Consider the following 19,088-nt stretch of genomic DNA (forward strand, 5'->3'; position numbering starts at 1 on the left):
TTCGACTTTTAAAAAAAGGACCCGATATCGGGTCCTTTTTTTGTTTCATTGGATTATAGAATTGGCGAGATGAGATTGGCGAGACTTTCCTTCATTCTGATCCATTTGCTGCGGTCAGCATATTTCTCCACGGTCAGCAGTGAACAGTCTCTTATATCGTCTTCGAATATCTGGCGATACTTGCTTGCTTCTTTTTCGTCATATATGAATGCATTGACTTCAAAGTTCAGCAGGAAGCTTCTTACATCGATATTGGTCGTCCCGACACTCAGTACTTCGTCATCAATCATCATGATTTTCTGGTGCAGGAAGCCTTTTTCATAGATGTGCACGTGTGCACCCATCTGCACCAGTGTGCCTGCATTGGAATAGGTCCCCCAGTAGACGAAAGGATGATCGGGCTTGTTCGGGATCATCAGGTGGACTTCAATGCCGCTGAGCATCGCAATGCGCAGCGCTTCCAGAAATGACTGGTCGGGTATGAAGTAGGGTGTCTGGATATAGATGCACTTCTGTGCGCTGTATATCATTTTCAGATAGCCATACTTGATCTGCTGCCACTTCTCATCAGGGCCGCTTGAAGCGATCTGCATGGGTGTATTACCACGATGGTCCAGCTCGGGGAAGTATCTGTCTTCGCGCGTCATGTTGTATCTTTTGGCATGTGAGTTCCAGTCCAGCATGAAGCGGATCTGCAATGATTTTACCGCATTGCCCTCGACCCGCAGGTGGGTATCCCGCCAATGGCCGAACTTCTTGCTCAGTCCGACATATTCATCTCCTACATTGAAGCCGCCGACATAGCCTATGGCGCCATCGATGACAACAATTTTACGGTGGTTCCTGTTGTTTATTCTTGGGTTGATCAGAGGCAGCTTGCTCGGGAAGAAGGCTTCGACCGTACCACCGGCTTCACGCAGTTTCCTAAAGCTGCGCAATGTCAGTGCCCTTGACCCCATATCATCGTAGAGTATTTTTACAGAAACACCTTCACGCTGCTTCTCGAGCAGCGCTTCGTATAGTTTCTTTCCGATGCCATCCAGCCTTAGAATGTAGTACTGGAAATGGATGTGATCCTTTGCGTTCCGGATATCCGAAAGCAGTCGATCGAATTTTTCGTTACCATCGGTAAATGTTTCAACGGAATTATTCATGGTCAGAAACGATTGATTATTATAGAGGAGCATGCGAATGATTTTCCTGTGCTTATCGGCGACTTCGTGTGAAAACTTCTGATCTTCGTTCCGCAGTGCATTGAGCTGGTCTTCTACAAGATGTTCGAGGCCAACTTTGTCTTCTTCGTTTATTTTGAATATATTCTGATTATAGATTGTCCGTCCGAAAAGGATGTAGATGATGAAGCCGAAGATAGGCAGAAAGAACAGTACAAACAACCATGCCCAGATGCTCTGCGCGCTCCTTCTTTCCAGAAAGATGAGACCAATTGCGAAAAGAAAGTTGATTCCGATGACGATAAGTGTCAGAATGCCGAGTATTGTAGTGTTGGAGAAAAAATCAAAAATGAACCATTCCATGGATGTCACCTCGCTTACATTCTATTATAGACTATGAATATTTAAAATTCTGTAATATTTATTTTTCAAATTGTATGGATAATTATCCGATATCAGGGTAGAATTAAGTCAAGCTGTAATTTAAGGAGTGTCATTATGCATAGAAACGACAATTCCAAAGTCAAGCAGGTCGTCACGATGCTAAATGAACTTGGCGTCAAAGTCAAGATTTCGAGGTCAAGATTCGAAATAATGAACCGTATTGCCCATAAAGAGAAACTCAGGCTGAAAGAACAGAATATCTAAAAAACAACCGCAACCCAGGTCAAGAGTTGCGGTTATTTTTATGCTTTCTGATGATATTGATGGAAGTAGATGCTCATGATGATGCCGACAGCCAGCATATTGGCCCATAGGCCACTGCCGCCGTAGCTGATGAATGGCAGCGGGATGCCGGTGATCGGCACAAGCTGTATCGTCATTCCGATGTTTTGGAATATATGGAAAGTGAGCATTGATAGATATCCGATGATGAAATAGGACGAGAAGCTGTCCGGTACGACCATTGCGATTCTGAACAGGTGCAGCAGAAGCATGAACAGCAGTACGATGACTGCGGTCGTACCGATGAATCCGAACTCTTCGCCGATGATGGTGAAGATGAAGTCCGTATGGTTTTCCGGGATGTAGACGATGCCATCTGCAAATCCCTTGCCATCCATTCCCCCGGAGCCGATGGCTTTCAGCGAGTTGCTGAGCTGGAACCCGCCATCCGTCACATATTCCTCTGGACGCAGCCACGAATAGATGCGTTCGAACTGGTAGGGGTGGATGCCGAGATAGCGTTCCAGCAGATCCGGGCGGTAGATGATGCCGAGCACAAGGGCGCTACCCACAGTCAGACCAATGGCCAGGGTCGGGATGATCAGCCACCAGCTGATGCCGGATACCACAATGGTTCCAAGCAGTATGGCGATCATGACAAGTGTCGTACCGAGGTCATTCTGAAGCAGGATGAACAGCATCGGCAGGATGGATACGGCAAAAATTTTGAACAGCAGTTTGATATCTACACTGAGGTCACTCGCAAGCTTGTATTTATTGTGCTGGCTGATCAGGTAGGCCAGCGTCATTATGTAGATGATCTTTACAATTTCGGAAGGCTGGATGCTGAAGAACCCGAACTGGTACCAGCTTTTTGCTCCGTTTATGATCGGCGTTATTGGAGAGACGGGGGCGATGAAAAGGATGACCAGCGATAGCACGCCGAGAGAATAGATGACCCATACATACTGTTTCATCCACTTGATGGGAATGAAGTTGAGTACAGCCACCATGATGAAGCCGAGGCTATAGAATATCAATTGACGTATGCTGAAATCCGTGGTGTACTGCCCGCTTGTCATCGCGGAACGTATCATGAAGATGCTGATTGTACCGAGAAGAACAACCAGCAGAATGAGAATCCAGTCGATTCTGAAGAAAATGCTGGCGTTCTGTCTTTTATAACTTTGATTGTTCTCCAAAAAATTCACCTAACCCATATTGAAATCATGACATTTAGTATACACTATTTTATAATAAAGTCAGTGTGTTTATCCAATAGTAATGCAACCAGATTTTAAAATATCTGCGAATAAATTTTTATGGAGATGGACGAGGCCTATGATTGAAACAACGATAGAAAAGATTGCCGAACTGTGCGGCGGCAGCATGAACCAAGCCGCACAAGCGAGAAAGGATGAAATGATCAGAGGGGTGTCGATCGATACGCGGACCCTCGAAAAGAATAATCTGTTTGTACCATTCAAAGGAGAGAATGCAGATGGCCACCGCTTCATCCAGCAGGCTTTTGACCTTGGCGCTGCACTCAGTCTGACAGAACAGGCAGTAGAGGATGGCAATCAGGATCTGCCGCTCATCCATGTCGAGGACGGCCTTCGGGCTCTGCAGGACATCGCGCAGGGATATCTGGAGGCAGTTTCACCGAAAGTGGTCGCAATTACAGGATCCAATGGCAAGACGACAACCAAAGACATGGTCGAATGCCTTCTATCTCCCCACTTCAAAGTAAAAAAGACGATAGGCAACTATAATAATGAAATCGGCCTCCCACTTACCATTCTGCAGTTGGATAGGGACACTGAGATCTCGATACTGGAAATGGGTATGGATGCAAAAGGGGATATCCGGTTCCTCAGCAGGATGACCACTCCGGACATCGCCATACTCACCAATGTTGGTGAATCCCATATCGAAAAACTGGGATCGAGGGAAAACATCGCCCATGCCAAATACGAAATCGTGGATGGACTCGAAAAGAACGGCACTTTCATCTATTCAAGGGACTATCCACTGCTTGAAGGTATTGTAGATCGCAACGCGAACTACAATATACGGACAGCCGGCCAGAATGAAGAGAATGATCTGCAGGTCGCAAATGTACGGCAGACGCCGGACGGTACACGTTTTGAACTGCTTCCCATGAAGGTGGATGTCGGGATACCGCAGCTCGGCACGCATAACGCTGCCAATGCATCGCTGGCACTGCTTGCAGCGGAAGCACTCGGCCTTGATATCAGGGAAGCGAAGAAGCATTTTGAGAAGCTGGTTGTCACGGACATGCGGATGGAGCGTGTCCATCATAAGTCCGGCGCAACCATCATCAATGATGCCTACAATGCCAGTCCCACGAGCATGAAAAGTGCACTCGATACCGTGGGACGCATGGAGGCAGGCAGAAGAATACTCGTTCTTGGAGATATACTGGAACTTGGATCCTATTCGGAGCCGCTTCACCAGTCGATTGCACAGCACATCAATGACTCGGGTCATGCGTATGATTACCTGTTCACATTTGGAGATGCATCAAAAATCATCCACGATCACGCAGATATCGAGGTAAAGCAGCATCACGATGATATCGAATCCCTGGCGGATGCACTGCAGCATGTGATGACCGAGGACAGCGTAATTCTTTTGAAAGGATCCAGAGGCATGGCATTGGAAAGGGTGATCGGTCATATCTAGATCAGTCGGAATACTTTTTCTCCACGGCTATACAGGAGGAAGGCATGAACTCCATCCATTGTTCGACTACTTGAAATCACGGTACGATTTCGAGTACGAATTTCCGGTATATCCCGGCCATGGCACCATTCTGAACCTGAAGTATACAGGTGGCGAGGACTGGTACGAGGAAGCACTGGAGGCCTATCTGAATCTGAAGCAGCGGGTGGATCACATCCATATCATCGGTTTTTCGATGGGCGGCGTATTCGCCAGCCATATTGCACAGAATGAACCTGTGGAGAAGCTGATCCTCATCGCCCCTGCATTCGACCCTATCAGCATCACAAAGCCAGTCAGGCTCCACCTGATGCCCCGCCATTTCAGCGAGCACATGAAAATGAAAAGCTACCATAGGGTCAAAAAACGTCTGAGGCATGTGCCTCTTAAAGCCTATCAGGAATTCAAGAACATCATGGCAGTGAAAAAGGAAGGCATTGAAAGCATCGGTGCAGAGACGATGATCATCCATGGCATGCAGGATCTGCTCGTACCTTATGAATCCAGTGTCGAAATTGCGCAGCGGATCCCCGACGCCAGACTTGAGCTCATCGAGGATGCACCGCATCTGTTCGCCTTTTCAGACCATAATCAACTGCAGTTGAATATACTGACAGAGCGCTTCCTTTTCAACGAAGATAATTAAGCTTGTATTATTAGTCTAGAAGTGTTAATATAGAGAAGTTATGCGTAACGTAAAATGAGAAAGAAAAGTCAAAGGAGACTCTAATTTGAAGTTCTTTAAACAATTAGGTGTCAGTGATGAAACCTTAAAATCACTGGAAGATATAGGATTTGAAACACCAACCCCGATCCAGGAAGAGAGCATTCCACTTGCTCTTGAGAGAAAAGATATTCTAGGGCAGGCACAGACAGGTACTGGTAAAACGGGTGCGTTTGGTATTCCTATTATAGAAACTACAGAGAAGCAGGCAGGCACACAAGTGCTGATTCTAACACCAACACGTGAATTGGCAGTCCAGGTCAGCGAACAGCTGAAGACATTCGCCAAATACAAGAAACTTGGTGTATCCGTAATATTCGGCGGTATGAGCATCGACCGTCAGATCAAAGATCTCAAGAGAAAGCCTGAGATCATCGTAGGTACGCCTGGGCGTATCATCGACCACATCAAAAGAAGAACGCTGAAGCTTGAAAGCATCCGTACGCTCGTATTGGACGAAGCGGATGAGATGATGAACATGGGATTCATCGATGATGTCAAATTCATCATGTCCGAAATGCCATCAGAAAACAGGCAGACATTGCTGTTCTCAGCAACAATGCCACCGGCAATCCAGGAGCTTGTTACACGCTTCATGAAAGACCCGACCATCGTCAAGACGATGAAGCAGGGCGGAAGCGACCCTCAGATCGAAGAACACTATACAATTGTAAAAGAGCTTGAAAAGCTCGAAGTGTTCACCGACTTCCTTGATGTCCACCAGCCGGAACTTGCGATCGTATTCGGTCGTACGAAACGTCGTGTCGATGAACTGACAAGTGCACTGATTGCCAAAGGCTACCGTGCTGAAGGCCTTCATGGTGATATTACACAATCGAAGCGTCTTGAAGTTCTGAAGAAATTCAGAAACAATGCACTCGACATCCTTGTCGCTACAGACGTTGCAGCAAGAGGTCTCGATATCTCAGGTGTCACACACGTATACAACTTCGACATCCCACAGGATGCTGAAAGCTATACGCACAGAATCGGCCGTACAGGTCGTGCAGGTAAAGAAGGCGTGGCACTCACATTCGTCAATCCGGTAGAAATGGATTACTTGAGAATGATCGAGAATGAGAAGAAGAAGACAATTTCTGCTCTCAGACCGCCACACAAGAAAGAAGTACAGAAATCCCGTGAAAAAGAGACTTTCGACAAGATTGAACAGTGGAAGTCCGAAAACACGAATACCCACACATTCGAAGTCGCTGAACGCCTGCTTGAACAGGGCGAAGCGAAGGAAGTTGTTGCAGCGCTGCTCAACGAATTCCTATTCAGCAGAACAGATGACAGCATCCAGCTTTCATTTGAAAAACCTCTGACACGCAAAGGCGGACAGCGCAGAGGCAAAGGCCAAGGCGGTGGCAAGAAGCCATTCCGTAAAGGACGCAGCCAGGGCCAGCAAGGCGGCGGACGCAACAACAAGCGCCAAGGTGGCGGCGGACGCCCGCAGCAGGGCAGCCAGAAACGCCAGGGCGGCCGTACTTTCAAAGATCATATCAAGTAATATTCATTCATCCTCTGTCCTATCGGACAGAGGATGTTTTTATTTCTATATTTACACAGACAATAGTATGATTGAAGAATACCCGCATTTAATTTAAAGTATAATTAATACATAAGCTCTACCACTGGAGGCAAATATGAATAAAGTACATGGTGATGTCGTCCATTACATGAGAGTCAGGTCCTTCTGGAACTTTCTGGTCTGGGTAGTCGCTGCACTGCTTCTGTGTGCTGCTGCCTATTACTTCGAATGGTCGCACTGGGTCTACTGGGGGGCCTCGATCTGGCTTGCCATCATTTTCATCATCAGCATCCTGATCCGTCCAAGGCTCTACTACCGGGTGACCCGGTATATGCTGAAAGAAGATTATATCGTGGTCAGAAAGGGTTTCTTCAGAGTATCCACCAAAATGGTCCCGATCAGAAGGGTGCAGGGTGCAAGAGTTTCAACTGGTCCCATTTCCAGAAAATATGATTTTGCCATGCTGGAAGTGAGTACGGCAAGTGCCGGGATCGGACTGCCACCTTTGAAGACGGAGGAGGCATCCGTTTTGAAAGAAGAAATTATCGAGCTGGTAAAGGAGGAGCATTCCGATGTATAGTCCTCAGAAGCTGCATCCCATCGCGTATCTTGGCAGTGTAGTAAACGGAATCAAGAACCTATGGATTCCCCTGCTTATCATCCTGTTCCAATCAAGGGAATCCATCTTCTCGGGCAATGTCTCAATGAAGTACATACTTATTGGAGGGGGCATCCTGGTTCTCGCAATCATCCTGTTCGGCGGCACGGACTTCCTGAATAAGTATCGGACAAGATTCTGGATTGAAGACGGCAAGTTCATCTATAAGGATGGCGTCATCACCAACCGCGAAAAGGAACTCGATATCAGAAGAATCCAGTCGATCGACTTCAGCGAGCCGATATTCCATCGTCTTTTCGGAGCTGTAAAACTTGATATCATTACACCCGGGGATGGCATCAAGATCGATACGATGAAAAAGTCCCAGGCGATATCCCTGCAGGACATCCTCTATGATGAGAAGTCCTACATCCGTGATGAGGTGGCAGTGGGTGACTCGAGTGAGTGGCCGAGAAAGACGGAGGAAAAGGACCAGGCTACAGAAGCGCCATCTGAAGTGCTCTATCATATGAACGGCAGATCCCTTCTTTTGATGAGCATGACCAGCGGTGCACTGGGAGCGTTTCTTGCCCTGGTCTTCGGTTTTCTCAACCTGATCGGCGCAGACTTCCTGATCGAGCGCTATTTCGACTACTTTGAAGGTGTCATACGCAATATTGTGCTGGCCATCGGACTGGCTGTCGGTCTGTTCATTGTCGTCGGGTACGCCATCGGCATACTGATCATGTCGATGAAATACTACAAGTACACGCTTAGAATGAAGCATGACGACCTGATTGTCGAGTATGGTCTTCTGGAAAAGAAGCATCAGAGTGTAAATATCAACAGGGTGCAGAACATCATCATCAAGGATTCGATTCTGAGAAGGATGATCGGGTACTATTCGCTGTCGGTCACGATCACAAGCGATTCCCTCGATAGTGAGGATATTGACGGTACGGTCGATCTTCTGCCTTTCATCAAGCGGGACCGGCTGTATGAGATTGTAGGCCAGATCTTCCCGAACTATCATGTGGAGGCGCCGCCAGGCACAGTGCCGGGGCGGGGCTACCGACGGTATTTCCAGATCATGACCGTAATTCTTCTGATGGTTACAGCTGCTGTGCAATACTTCTGGTTCGACTACGCATGGATCATCGGCCTCGTACTCATACTGGCCTTCGTCGTCTCAGGCGTCTACAGTGCGCGCAACAGCGGCTATGCAATCCATGGGGATGAAATCAATCTGATGACGGTCGGCTTTTTCAAGCGTTCGCACTATGTCATCAAGCAGGAGAAGCTGATTGAAGCAGAGTGGGTCTACAATCCGTTTCTCCGTCGGGATGATCTCGGCATCATCACACTCGTGACTGCAGCCGGCATGCTCGGGTCCCGGGCAACACTCAAGTTCATCGATCAGAAGGATATCGATAAAATATGGAACTGGGCGGAAAGGAGCACCTCACATGCAGAAGATTTCTCCAAAGGCGATTAAAGTGTGGCGCATCCGCGAGGCAATCGGTGCGGCCATCGTCCTGCTGCTTGCAGTGGCTGCGCTGGTCGTCACTCTTTTTGTCTGGGATGCATTTCCGTGGTGGATATCCTTGATACTCTTCATCATCTTTGCTTATATTGCAGTAGTCCACGTATGGCTTCTGCCCGGTCTGAAGTACAAATATTTCCGCTTCCAAGTATCGGCGGATGAAATCCGGATCCATCAGGGCATCTTTTTCAAGGAGAAGCATGCCGTACCGCTGTTCCGCGTGCAGAATATCGATACGACGGTCGGTCCGCTGATGAAGCGGTATGGGCTTAAAGGGGTGACATTGAAAACTTCTGCAGAACGCATCCATATACCGGAACTCGAATCGGATGAGGCGGATATGATACGCAATGACATCAGAAAACTGATCAATGAAAATACGAGGCGGACACAATGATTAAAGGACTTGGAACAGATATAATAGAAATAGAACGTATAAGAAGTGTGGAAGGGGAGAATCGCAGGCTGTCAAAGCGGATTCTCGCACCGGATGAGATGGATGTGTACAATCGGCTTTCCGATGGCGGTAGAAGAATGGAATATCTGGCGGGCCGTTTTGCAGTCAAGGAGGCCTACAGCAAGGCGCTCGGGACAGGCATCGGAGGCAATGCCGCCTTCAGGGATATCATCTGCCTCAATGATGAGAGCGGCAAACCCTATATCCAGAACAATCCCCACGCCCATGTATCCATTTCACATTCCAAAGCGTATGTTGTGGCAACAGTCATAATTGAAGATTAAGGAGCATGACCATGTCGGAAAAATATTATAGAAACTCTGTTGTAGAAGTGGACCTTAACGCGGTGCACCGCAACTACAAAGCCATTCACGCACTGCATGAAGACAAGACCTTCATTGCTGTAGTAAAGGCCAATGCATATGGTCTCGGCAGTACGACGGTAGCAGAATACCTCGGAGCAAGAGGGGTTGAGTTCTTTGCGGTGGCGACATTGGACGAAGCAATCGAACTCAGGATGCACGGTATCAAGAAGAAGATTCTTGTACTCGGTCCCATCATTCCGGAAGATATCAACAAGGCCATCCAGCACCGCGTGGCAATCACTGCACCGAATCTCGACTGGCTTCAGAAAGCCCAGTCGCATGTTGAGGATATGGATGACAAGGAAGTCTGGATCCACATCAAGGTGAACAGCGGCATGAACCGCCTCGGTACTGCGGATACTGGGGAGATCGAGAAGATGATCGATATCATAGAGCGCTCTGCACATCTGGTATATGAGGGCATCTACAGTCATTTCAGTTCAGCAGATATCGATTCGGATCAGAATGATAAGGAATATGAGAAGTTCAAGCGCATCACATCTTCAGTCAGAAAACCGAAGTATGTCCATGTGCAGAATTCGGCCGGTGCCCTGCGTCTCGATGACGACTACTGCAATGCAATCCGGGTCGGCATATCCCTGTACGGCTACTATCCTTCCGAATACATCCGGGAGATCTCCAAAGTGGATCTTGCACCTTCTGTTGCTCTGAAGACGGAGGTAGTGGACGTCCATGTACTCGAAAAGGGGGAAGGGAACAGCTATGGTCTCGACTATAGTGCCACCGCCGGTCAGAAGATAGCCACATTGCCTCTTGGCTATGCCGACGGATTCCTCCGGGCGCGGACAGGATACCATGTGTCGCTTGAAGACGGGACGTCCTGTCCTGTTGTCGGCAAGGTGTGCATGGACTATATCATGGTCCAGGTGCCGGATGCTGTGGAGCCAGGCGACATCGTCGACGTCATCATTCCGGACAGGGCGTCCGAGCAGTCCATGGAAGCGTACAGTGATTTTGTCGGTACCATTCCATACGAGTCGCTGTGCATGCTGTCGAGGCGTCTGCCACGACTCTACCATGGTGATGCGCCTGTCATTGTCAATAATGAAGTTTTAAAATAATCTAGAAATGATTTTTTATACATGTTATCATTATTATAAGTTTAATGATGTTATTGAGGAGTGGTCTGGCAATGACGAATATGACTTTGGTAAGCAGCATCGAACATTCTCTTGAGCACGGATATATTGAAATGAGTGAGATTAACCTTTCGATTGCATCAGAAAACCACGAAGTAGAGTGTGAAGCCTGGCAATGTAATGAAGATTTCCTCGTTTATAGTAAAGATGGTGAATAGATGAAAAGAGGAGAAGTGTATCTTGCGGATCTATCGCCCGTCCAGGGGTCCGAACAGGGTGGCAAGCGGCCGGTCGTCATCATCCAGAATAATGTCGGCAACTATCATAGTCCTACAGTGATTGTTGCCGCAATCACCGGGAGGATCAACAAGGCGAAGATACCCACGCACGTCGAAATTTCGAAGGATGCTTATAATCTGGACAAGGACTCGGTTATTCTTCTGGAACAGATACGGACAGTAGACAAGAAACGACTTAGGGAAAAGCTTACATATTTAAATGAAGATAAGATGAAGGAAGTGGATAAGGCCCTGATGATCAGTCTGGACCTTGCATCATCCAGATCCAAGAAATCCCAATCTAAATCCTGATGGACTTTTGTATTCAAAAGTCTTTTTTCAGTACGAGGTGATAGTATGACATATATTGATAATATCGTAAGCAACTACAAGGATATCATCCAACTGTATTTGTATGGAGAAGAGCAGGGAGAAGCTATCGAGAGATGCCAGACCTTCAGTGAGGAAGTCATTGAAATGGACGCTTCCCCGGAAGAAATCGTATCGCTGCATATAGAACTGCTCGATGATATGGGCATTCAGGATGGTGAACTGGTCAAGAAATCATTGGATATCCTTCAGGAAGTCATCATTTCTTTCGGTTTTACATACAGGGACTACAAGTCCATGATGAATAAGCTCGAGATTCATGACAAGGAGATGGATGTTGCATCGAGTCTCCAGGAAACGATGCTGAAAACCGCAATTCCAACATTCGACACGATGGAAATCGGAGCGATCAGTGTGCCCGCGAGAAAAGTGAGCGGCGACTACTTCAATATCATCGACCATAAGGACGGAATGCTCAGCTTCGCTGTTGCGGATGTCATCGGCAAAGGCATACCGGCAGCAATCGCCATGAGCATGATCAAGTTCGGCATGGATTCCTACGGCTATTCACAGCTGCCGAGCGACAGCCTCAGAAAATTGAATCGTGTCGTGGAGAAGAACGTCAATCAGAATATGTTCGTCACCATGTTCTATGGCCTCTACGATCACAGTACCGACCTTCTGTACTATTCTTCAGCAGGACATGAGCCGGCGCTCATCTACCGCTACGAGGATGATGAATTCGAGGAGATCGATGCAAAAGGCGTTGTGCTTGGAGTCAAAGCCCACGCAAGGTATGAGCAGAGAGAAACTAAAATTGGACCAAAGGATATGATCATCGTCTTCACAGATGGAGTTACGGAACTTAGAAAGCATGATGATACTTTCATAGATTTCGAAAACGTCAAGGACATGATCCGTCAGGCGAGGGACCATCATCCGCAGGACATCGTACAGTACATCTATGAATCGCTTATGCGCATACAGAATCCGAACAAAAAGGATGACCTGACGCTATTCATTTTAAAAAATAATAAAAACTTGGATTAAGCATGTTTTATTATATTTTGAACGGGTAAATGGCTAAGGAGTTATGTATTCAACTGAATGGGAGTGTAGTTAGTATGAACATTAATATCGACGCAACGGAGAAGGAACAGGAATATTCAATAGTACTTGAAGGCGAACTTGATGTCTATACTGCACCAGAACTGCAAAAAGTACTGGAGCCGATCAGACAGACAGGAAGCCACGACATAAGAATAGATCTGACTGATGTCAGCTATATGGACTCTACAGGCCTTGGGATTTTTGTAGGAACACTGAAGGACCTCAACCAGCATGACAGGGAGCTATACGTAACAGGCGTGTCAAAAAGAATTCTCAGACTGTTTGAAATAACCGGACTCAGAGACCTGATGCATATTAATGAAGCCTCGGAGGTTGAATAGAATGCCACAGCAGTACGATTATATAGAAATGAAATTTCCGTCCAGTGCAGAATACGTAGGACTTATCAGGCTGACACTTTCCGGCGTACTGTCGAGAGCCGGCGCAAGCTATGACCAGATTGAAGACTCCAAAATTGCTGTCTCGGAAGCTGTTACGAATGCAGTCAAGCATGCATACGGGGAAGATGAAACAGGGGAAGTTCTTATCGGTTTTGCGGTATACAGCGATAAAGTTGAAATTATTGTTGCCGATCATGGCCAGAGCTTCAACTACGAAGCAGTCAAGGAAGAGCTTGGGCCATATTCCGAAGATGATAATGTGAACTATTTGAGAGAAGGAGGTCTGGGCCTCTTCTTGATTGAAACATTAATGGATGAAGTCTATCTTAAAAAGGATCCTGGTGTCACAATCAGTATGACGAAGTTTATTAATGAAAGTCAGGTGCATTTGAATGGAGAAACAATCGTCAATCGATAGAGGACTTGCAGCTGAAGATATCAATGCACTGATTCGCAGTCATCAGGAAGAGGGAAACCCGAACGCCCAGGCGAGACTTGTCGAACACTACCAGAAACTGATCGAGTCGCTGGCCTACAGATATTCAAAAGGCCAGAGCCACCACGAAGACCTTGTGCAGGTCGGCATGGTGGGTCTACTTGGTGCAATCAAACGGTTTGATGCATCCTACGATAGAAGATTCGAAGCATTCCTCGTGCCGACGGTGGTCGGTGAAATCAAGAGGTACTTGAGGGATAAGACATGGAGCGTCCATGTACCCCGCAGAATCAAGGAGATCGGACCGAAGATCAAGAATGCCAATGATGAACTGACCAATCGCCTGGAACGTTCTCCTCAGATCAGTGAAATCGCAGAATATCTTGAAGTGTCGGAAGAAGATGTTCTGGAAGCGATGGAGATGGGACAGAGCTATAATGCGCTCAGCGTCGATCATTCCATTGAAGCGGATAAAGACGGCTCCACTGTAACACTGCTTGATGTCATGGGACAGTCGGATGATAACTATGACCTTTCCGAAAAACGCCTTATTCTTGAGAAGGTGCTGCCTATCCTTTCAGAACGGGAACGTGAAATCATCCAGTTCACTTTCATGGAAGGATTGAGTCAGAAGGAGACGGGTGAACGTGTCGGATTGAGTCAGATGCATGTATCGAGACTTCAGCGGACAGCCATCAACAAACTGCGGCAGGCAGTAAGCGAAAAATAGACGATTACCAGACCTCATCCTTAAGGGTGAGGTTTTTAATGTTATACTGGATATGCTAAATTTATTAGACATCAAAGCAACTGGGAGAGATTAGATGAATGAAGCGCTGATTAGAGAGCTTAAAAGTACTGTCGGCAAACAGGAAAAATATATCCGGGGAGTGCTTGATCTTCTCGAAGAGGGGAATACGATTCCTTTCATCGCACGCTATAGGAAAGAGATGACGGGCGGCATGGATGAGCAGGAGATCAAAGCCATCCATGACAGGTTCTCCTACTTGCAGAGTCTGGAGAAACGGAAAAGTGAAGTCATCAGACGTATCGATGAACAAGGTCTTCTGACAGAACAGCTTGAGCAGGACATCATGAAACAGACCGTCCTGAACAGGGTGGAGGATCTGTACAGACCCTTCAAACAGAAAAAGAAGACCCGGGCGACAGAGGCGAAGAGAAAAGGGCTTGATGGACTGGCCCGGGTCATCCTTGAACAGCAGGCGGAAGATGTGGAAGCACAGGCTGGGAACTTCCTGAATGACGAAGTGGAGACTGTGGAAGAAGCGATAAAAGGGGCGCAGGATATTATTGCTGAAGAGATATCCGATAACCCGAAATACCGCAATTATATATTGAAGGTGTTCAGAGAGAGTGCCGACCTGACAACACGTAAAAAGAAGAATGCCGAAGATCAGACAGGTGTCTTTGAAATGTACTATTCCTATGCGGAGCCGATAGACAAAACTGTTCCACATAGAGTACTTGCCATCAACCGGGGTGAGAATACCGGTGTTCTGGCAGTCAAGTTCGACTATGATAATGACCGGTTCAAACGCTATATCGGCAATCAGGTACTGAAGGAGAAGTCGACCACTGCGATGTATATGAGAGCAGCAATCGAAGACAGCCTGAAGCGGCTGATTGTTCCATCGATCGAAAGGGAAGTACGCCAGAATCTGACTGAATCGAGTGAAAAGCATGCCGTGCACATTTTTGAGGAAAATCTCAAGCGTCTGCTGCTTCAGCCGCCTTTGAAAGGCCATGTCATTCTTGGAGTGGACCCGGCATTCAGAACAGGGTGCAAGCTTGCGGTCATCAATGAATCGGGCCAATTCCTGTATAAAGGTGTCATCTACCCGCATCCGCCTCAGGGGAAAGTTGATCAGGCACGCAAAGTGATCATGGACATCATCGCCGACTATGATGTTACACTGCTTGCTATCGGAAACGGAACAGCTTCACGCGAAACCGAACTGTTCATCAGTGAAATCGTCAACACGGAGAATCTCGATGTGCAGTTCATCATCGTCAATGAAGCGGGGGCCAGTGTGTATTCCGCCTCTGATGTTGCCCGTGAGGAGTTTCCGGACTTCAATGTGGAGGAACGCAGCGCGGTCTCCATTGCAAGAAGGGTACAGGATCCACTGAGCGAGCTGGTCAAGATTGATTCGAAGGCAATCGGAATCGGACAGTATCAGCATGACGTCAACCAGAAATTCCTCGACGAATCATTGAACTTCGTTGTTGAAACATCAGTGAACCAGGTGGGTGTCAATGTAAATACGGCATCGCATATTCTGCTGCAGCACGTTGCCGGGCTGTCTCCAGCCATAAGCAGAAACATCGTAAAGTACCGTGAGGAGCAGTCCGCTTTCAGATCCCGTGAGGAGATAAAGAAGGTGCCGCGTCTCGGGAACAAGACCTACGAGCAGTGCATCGGTTTCCTTCGGGTTTTCGATGGGGATGAGCCGCTTGACCGGACGCCGATCCACCCTGAGAGATACAAGGAGACTTACCGCCTGCTTGAATTTCTGGGAATGGGGCGTTCGGATATCGGTACAGAAGCACTGATCAGTGCAGTGGATAAGCTGGATCTTGATCAGACGGCACAGGATCTGGCAATCGGAGTACCAACATTGAAAGATATCATCGACAGCCTGAAGGCGCCGACCCGTGACATTCGGGATGACTATGAAGTGCCGATGCTGAAATCTGATGTTCTGAAGATGGAAGATCTGAAAGAGGGCATGAAGCTGTCCGGCACAGTGCGTAACGTGACCGATTTCGGCGCGTTTGTGGATATCGGCGTAAAACAGGATGGGCTGGTCCACATATCCAAGATGACCAGCAAATTCATCAAGCATCCGATGGAAGTCGTCAGCGTGGGAGATATTGTGGATGTGACGGTTACCGGTGTAGATACAGACAAGGGCAGAATATCATTGAGCATGAAATAGAAAATATCCCTATCGGACGAGCCGATAGGGATATTTTAATGATTACTGGTTGCCTTCAAGGTCGACATCGTCGATGTTGATGCCCATCGCTTTGGCAACACCACGGCCATAGGCCTGGTCTGCCTTGTAGCAGTTTCTGATATGGCGATGTTTCACTTTGTCGGAAACACCGGACATCTCGTTCGCAGTATTTTCAAAGATGGTCTGTTTCATTTCATCAGACTGCAAATTGAAGAGCTTGCCCGGCTGCTCGTAATAGTTGTCATCGTCATCACGGAAGTTGTGTTCGTAGATGAGACCTTCCATTTCGAGTGCCGGCTGTTTCGCGTTTGCATCATCATTATACTGATCATAGCTGTTTGGATAGTAGTTCGTATGCGCACCCATGTTGCCATCTACTCTCATAGCACCATCACGGCTGAATGGGCAGACGTTTGCTGCACCTTTAGGTGAGTTGACCGGAATCTGGTGGTGGTTGGCACCGAGACGGTAGCGCTGTGTATCTCCATAGGAGAAGAGACGGCCCTGCAGCATCTTATCTGGTGAGAAACCGATGCCAGGTACGATGTTTGTCGGTGCAAATGCTGCCTGCTCGACTTCTGCGAAGTAGTTTTCAGGATTGCGGTTCAGTTCGAACTCGCCCACTGGAATAAGCGGGAATTCATCCTTGTACCATACTTTCGTCAGATCGAACGGGTTGTGGTAATGATTTTTCGCCTGTTCTTCCGTCATGACCTGGATGAACATCTTCCATTTAGGGAAGTCGCCTTCCTCGATGGCATTGAAGAGGTCTCTTTGTGATGATTCGCGGTCCTTGGCAATGACCTGTTCAGCTTCTTCTGCAGATAGGTTTTCAATACCCTGCTGCGTTCTGAAGTGGAACTTGACCCATACACGTTCGTTATCGGCATTAACCATGCTGTATGTGTGTGAACCGAAGCCGTGCATGTTTCTGTAGCCCTTAGGAATACCACGCTCTGTCATAAGTATTGTGACCTGGTGCAGAGCTTCAGGAAGCAGTGTCCAGAAGTCCCAGTTGCTTTCGCCGTTGTGCATGTTGGTTTTAGGGTCACGCTTGACCACGTGGTTAAGACTTGCGAAAAGCTTAGGGTCGCGGAAGAAGAATACCGGTGTATTGTTACCGACAAGATCCCAGTTGCCTTCTTCAGTATAGAACTTGAGTGCGAATCCGCGGATATCCCTCTCTGCATCTGCAGCACCACGTTCACCAGCAACAGTTGAGAAACGAGCGAACATTTCCGTCTGTTTACCGACTTCGCTGAAAATACTGGCTTTTGTATATTGAGTAATATCATTTGTTACTGTAAATGTACCGAAAGCACCGGAACCTTTCGCGTGCATACGTCTTTCCGGAATGACTTCACGGTCAAAGTGTCCCATCTGTTCAAGGAAATAAGGATCCTGCATGACCATAGGGCCACGTGGACCAGCAGTCATGGAATTTTCACGATCTCCAACTGGCGCTCCAAAGAGTGTAGTCAAACGATCGCTGGGTTGGTTTTTGCCCTGTGCTCTTGGCTCGGTTCCGCCACCTGCGCGTGCATCACCGGGTTGATCTTTTGGTTGTTCGAAATCCATTTATAAATCCCTCCAAGATGTTATTCATAATCCTTGTTTAGAATTATTATAAATAAATAGTAACACATTGATGATAAAAAACAATACTAAACGCTGCATAAGATCATGAAGAATTGTCCATGGTTCCAGAAAAATACGAAGCAGAGGAGGGCGGACATATGAAAATCTTAAAGGAATTATATAGGAAGAAATACGTTGATAATATAAGAGTAGTACAAAACATTAAGCTTTTGTAAAAAAAGTATTAAAAACGTATTGACTTTATAAGCATATGGCTTTATTATAAATATCGTTGCATTATTCATACGGCCCGTTGGTCAAGCGGTTAAGACACCGCCCTTTCACGGCGGTAACACGGGTTCGAGTCCCGTACGGGTCACTTTTAAAAATTATAAAAAGTTTTTAAAATGCATTGACAGTAAAACCCTTAAAGTGTACAATAGTACTTGTCGCTTAAAACATATTACATTACATGCGGTTGTGGCGGAATCGGCAGACGCGCTAGGTTGAGGGCCTAGTGGGAGTTAAATCCCGTGGAGGTTCAAGTCCTCTCAGCCGCATCATCCTTAAATTTTATAAACTACGCGGGTGTAGTTAAATGGTATAACCTCAGCCTTCCAAGCTGATGTCGTCGGTTCGATTCCGATCACCCGCTCCATTAAAACTTCAAATAAAACTTTCTAAAGTGTAAAATTGATACTTGAATAGTTTTGAAAGAAGCTGTAATATAGTAAGAGTGCTTCAAAACAGAACATTGAAAACTGAATGACAATATGTCAACGTTTAATTCCGATAAACGGATGGCCACGGCCATCCACTTGGGCGCCAAGTAAAAACGCGAACGGAGTCGGAGAACTTCCAATTATGGAGAGTTTGATCCTGGCTCAGGATGAACGCTGGCGGCGTGCCTAATACATGCAAGTCGAACGCGCGTCACAGGAGCTTGCTCCTGTGACGCGAGTGGCGGACGGGTGAGTAACACGTAGGCAACCTGCCCATCAGACCGGGATAACCACGGGAAACCGTGGCTAATACCGGATAATCCTTTTCTTCATAGGAAGGAAAGTTGAAAG

The 19,088-nt window shown here is 47.1% G+C and carries 19 protein-coding genes, 3 tRNA genes and 1 rRNA gene; 20 read left to right on the forward strand and 3 right to left on the reverse strand.

Annotated features, from left to right (window positions below; genetic code table 11):
• Positions 1-53: 53 nt before the first annotated feature.
• Positions 54-1,535: a cardiolipin synthase gene (gene cls, locus J4760_RS07735; protein WP_237605324.1), complete on the reverse strand. Its 1,482-nt coding sequence runs from the start codon at positions 1,533-1,535 to the stop codon at positions 54-56.
• Between the two features lie 135 nt (positions 1,536-1,670).
• On the opposite strand from cls, the gene J4760_RS07740 reads away from it, so the two are divergent.
• Positions 1,671-1,820: an Lmo0850 family protein gene (locus tag J4760_RS07740; RefSeq protein WP_186365535.1), complete on the forward strand. Its 150-nt coding sequence runs from the start codon at positions 1,671-1,673 to the stop codon at positions 1,818-1,820.
• Between the two features lie 38 nt (positions 1,821-1,858).
• Here J4760_RS07740 and J4760_RS07745 read toward each other — a convergent pair whose 3' ends face one another.
• The gene (locus J4760_RS07745; protein WP_237605325.1) at positions 1,859-3,040 is read right to left on the reverse strand and encodes an FtsW/RodA/SpoVE family cell cycle protein; all 1,182 of its coding nucleotides are present in this window, start codon (positions 3,038-3,040) and stop codon (positions 1,859-1,861) included.
• 139 nt (positions 3,041-3,179) lie between these two features.
• Here J4760_RS07745 and J4760_RS07750 point away from each other — a divergent pair, with 139 nt between their 5' ends.
• From J4760_RS07750 to J4760_RS07820, 15 genes are all read left to right on the forward strand, one after another.
• Positions 3,180-4,544 carry a UDP-N-acetylmuramoyl-tripeptide--D-alanyl-D-alanine ligase gene (locus tag J4760_RS07750; protein ID WP_237605326.1) on the forward strand — a complete coding sequence of 455 codons (1,365 nt, stop codon included), beginning with the start codon at positions 3,180-3,182 and terminating at the stop codon, positions 4,542-4,544.
• A gap of 10 nt (positions 4,545-4,554) precedes the next feature.
• Positions 4,555-5,229, forward strand: coding sequence for an alpha/beta hydrolase (locus J4760_RS07755; RefSeq protein WP_370637549.1), 675 nt, complete (start codon positions 4,555-4,557; stop codon positions 5,227-5,229).
• Positions 5,230-5,314: 85 nt separating this feature from the next.
• Positions 5,315-6,817, forward strand: a complete 1,503-nt coding sequence (locus J4760_RS07760; protein WP_145289082.1) for a DEAD/DEAH box helicase — start codon at positions 5,315-5,317, stop codon at positions 6,815-6,817.
• Positions 6,818-6,953: 136 nt separating this feature from the next.
• On the forward strand, positions 6,954-7,418 hold the full coding sequence (locus J4760_RS07765; RefSeq protein WP_237605328.1) for a PH domain-containing protein: 465 nt from the start codon (positions 6,954-6,956) through the stop codon (positions 7,416-7,418).
• Entirely contained in the window at positions 7,411-8,931 is a 1,521-nt protein-coding gene (locus tag J4760_RS07770) for a PH domain-containing protein (RefSeq protein ID WP_237605329.1), read from the forward strand. Before J4760_RS07765 ends, J4760_RS07770 begins: the two co-directional genes overlap by 8 nt.
• Entirely contained in the window at positions 8,903-9,376 is a 474-nt protein-coding gene (locus tag J4760_RS07775) for a PH domain-containing protein (protein ID WP_145289073.1), read from the forward strand. Before J4760_RS07770 ends, J4760_RS07775 begins: the two co-directional genes overlap by 29 nt.
• The gene (gene acpS, locus J4760_RS07780; RefSeq protein WP_145289069.1) at positions 9,373-9,720 is read left to right on the forward strand and encodes a holo-ACP synthase; all 348 of its coding nucleotides are present in this window, start codon (positions 9,373-9,375) and stop codon (positions 9,718-9,720) included. Before J4760_RS07775 ends, acpS begins: the two co-directional genes overlap by 4 nt.
• A gap of 11 nt (positions 9,721-9,731) precedes the next feature.
• On the forward strand, positions 9,732-10,883 hold the full coding sequence (alr, locus tag J4760_RS07785; protein ID WP_237605330.1) for an alanine racemase: 1,152 nt from the start codon (positions 9,732-9,734) through the stop codon (positions 10,881-10,883).
• Between the two features lie 71 nt (positions 10,884-10,954).
• Complete coding sequence (locus tag J4760_RS07790) at positions 10,955-11,119, forward strand: hypothetical protein (RefSeq protein ID WP_186365534.1); 165 nt, start codon at positions 10,955-10,957, stop codon at positions 11,117-11,119.
• Positions 11,120-11,491 carry a type II toxin-antitoxin system PemK/MazF family toxin gene (locus J4760_RS07795; RefSeq protein ID WP_145289064.1) on the forward strand — a complete coding sequence of 124 codons (372 nt, stop codon included), beginning with the start codon at positions 11,120-11,122 and terminating at the stop codon, positions 11,489-11,491. It abuts the gene before it with no gap.
• A 54-nt stretch (positions 11,492-11,545) separates the two neighbouring features.
• On the forward strand, positions 11,546-12,559 hold the full coding sequence (locus J4760_RS07800) for a PP2C family protein-serine/threonine phosphatase (protein WP_370637550.1): 1,014 nt from the start codon (positions 11,546-11,548) through the stop codon (positions 12,557-12,559).
• A gap of 74 nt (positions 12,560-12,633) precedes the next feature.
• Positions 12,634-12,960 (forward strand): anti-sigma factor antagonist, encoded by a 327-nt coding sequence (locus tag J4760_RS07805; RefSeq protein WP_145289058.1) that lies wholly within the window; start codon positions 12,634-12,636, stop codon positions 12,958-12,960.
• A gap of 1 nt (position 12,961) precedes the next feature.
• Positions 12,962-13,438, forward strand: a complete 477-nt coding sequence (gene rsbW, locus J4760_RS07810) for an anti-sigma B factor RsbW (RefSeq protein ID WP_145289056.1) — start codon at positions 12,962-12,964, stop codon at positions 13,436-13,438.
• Positions 13,413-14,186, forward strand: coding sequence for an RNA polymerase sigma factor SigB (gene sigB / locus J4760_RS07815; RefSeq protein ID WP_145289053.1), 774 nt, complete (start codon positions 13,413-13,415; stop codon positions 14,184-14,186). The genes rsbW and sigB overlap by 26 nt, the downstream gene beginning before the upstream one ends.
• A 94-nt stretch (positions 14,187-14,280) precedes the next feature.
• Positions 14,281-16,416, forward strand: a complete 2,136-nt coding sequence (locus tag J4760_RS07820) for a Tex family protein (RefSeq protein WP_237605331.1) — start codon at positions 14,281-14,283, stop codon at positions 16,414-16,416.
• Between the two features lie 42 nt (positions 16,417-16,458).
• On the opposite strand, the gene J4760_RS07825 is transcribed toward J4760_RS07820, so the two are convergent.
• On the reverse strand, positions 16,459-18,015 hold the full coding sequence (locus J4760_RS07825; RefSeq protein ID WP_255695354.1) for a catalase: 1,557 nt from the start codon (positions 18,013-18,015) through the stop codon (positions 16,459-16,461).
• Positions 18,016-18,322: 307 nt separating this feature from the next.
• On the opposite strand from J4760_RS07825, the gene J4760_RS07830 reads away from it, so the two are divergent.
• The 4 genes from J4760_RS07830 to J4760_RS07845 all read left to right on the forward strand — a co-directional run.
• Positions 18,323-18,394, forward strand: a tRNA-Glu gene (locus J4760_RS07830).
• Between the two features lie 95 nt (positions 18,395-18,489).
• Positions 18,490-18,575, forward strand: a tRNA-Leu gene (locus J4760_RS07835).
• A 24-nt stretch (positions 18,576-18,599) separates the two neighbouring features.
• A tRNA-Gly gene (locus tag J4760_RS07840) sits at positions 18,600-18,673 on the forward strand.
• A gap of 203 nt (positions 18,674-18,876) precedes the next feature.
• Positions 18,877-19,088 (forward strand): 16S ribosomal RNA (locus tag J4760_RS07845); the annotation flags it as partial.

Origin of the sequence: Salinicoccus sp. ID82-1 (assembly GCF_021991715.1) — a bacterium.
GTDB classification, from domain to species: Bacteria; Bacillota; Bacilli; order Staphylococcales; family Salinicoccaceae; genus Salinicoccus; species Salinicoccus cyprini.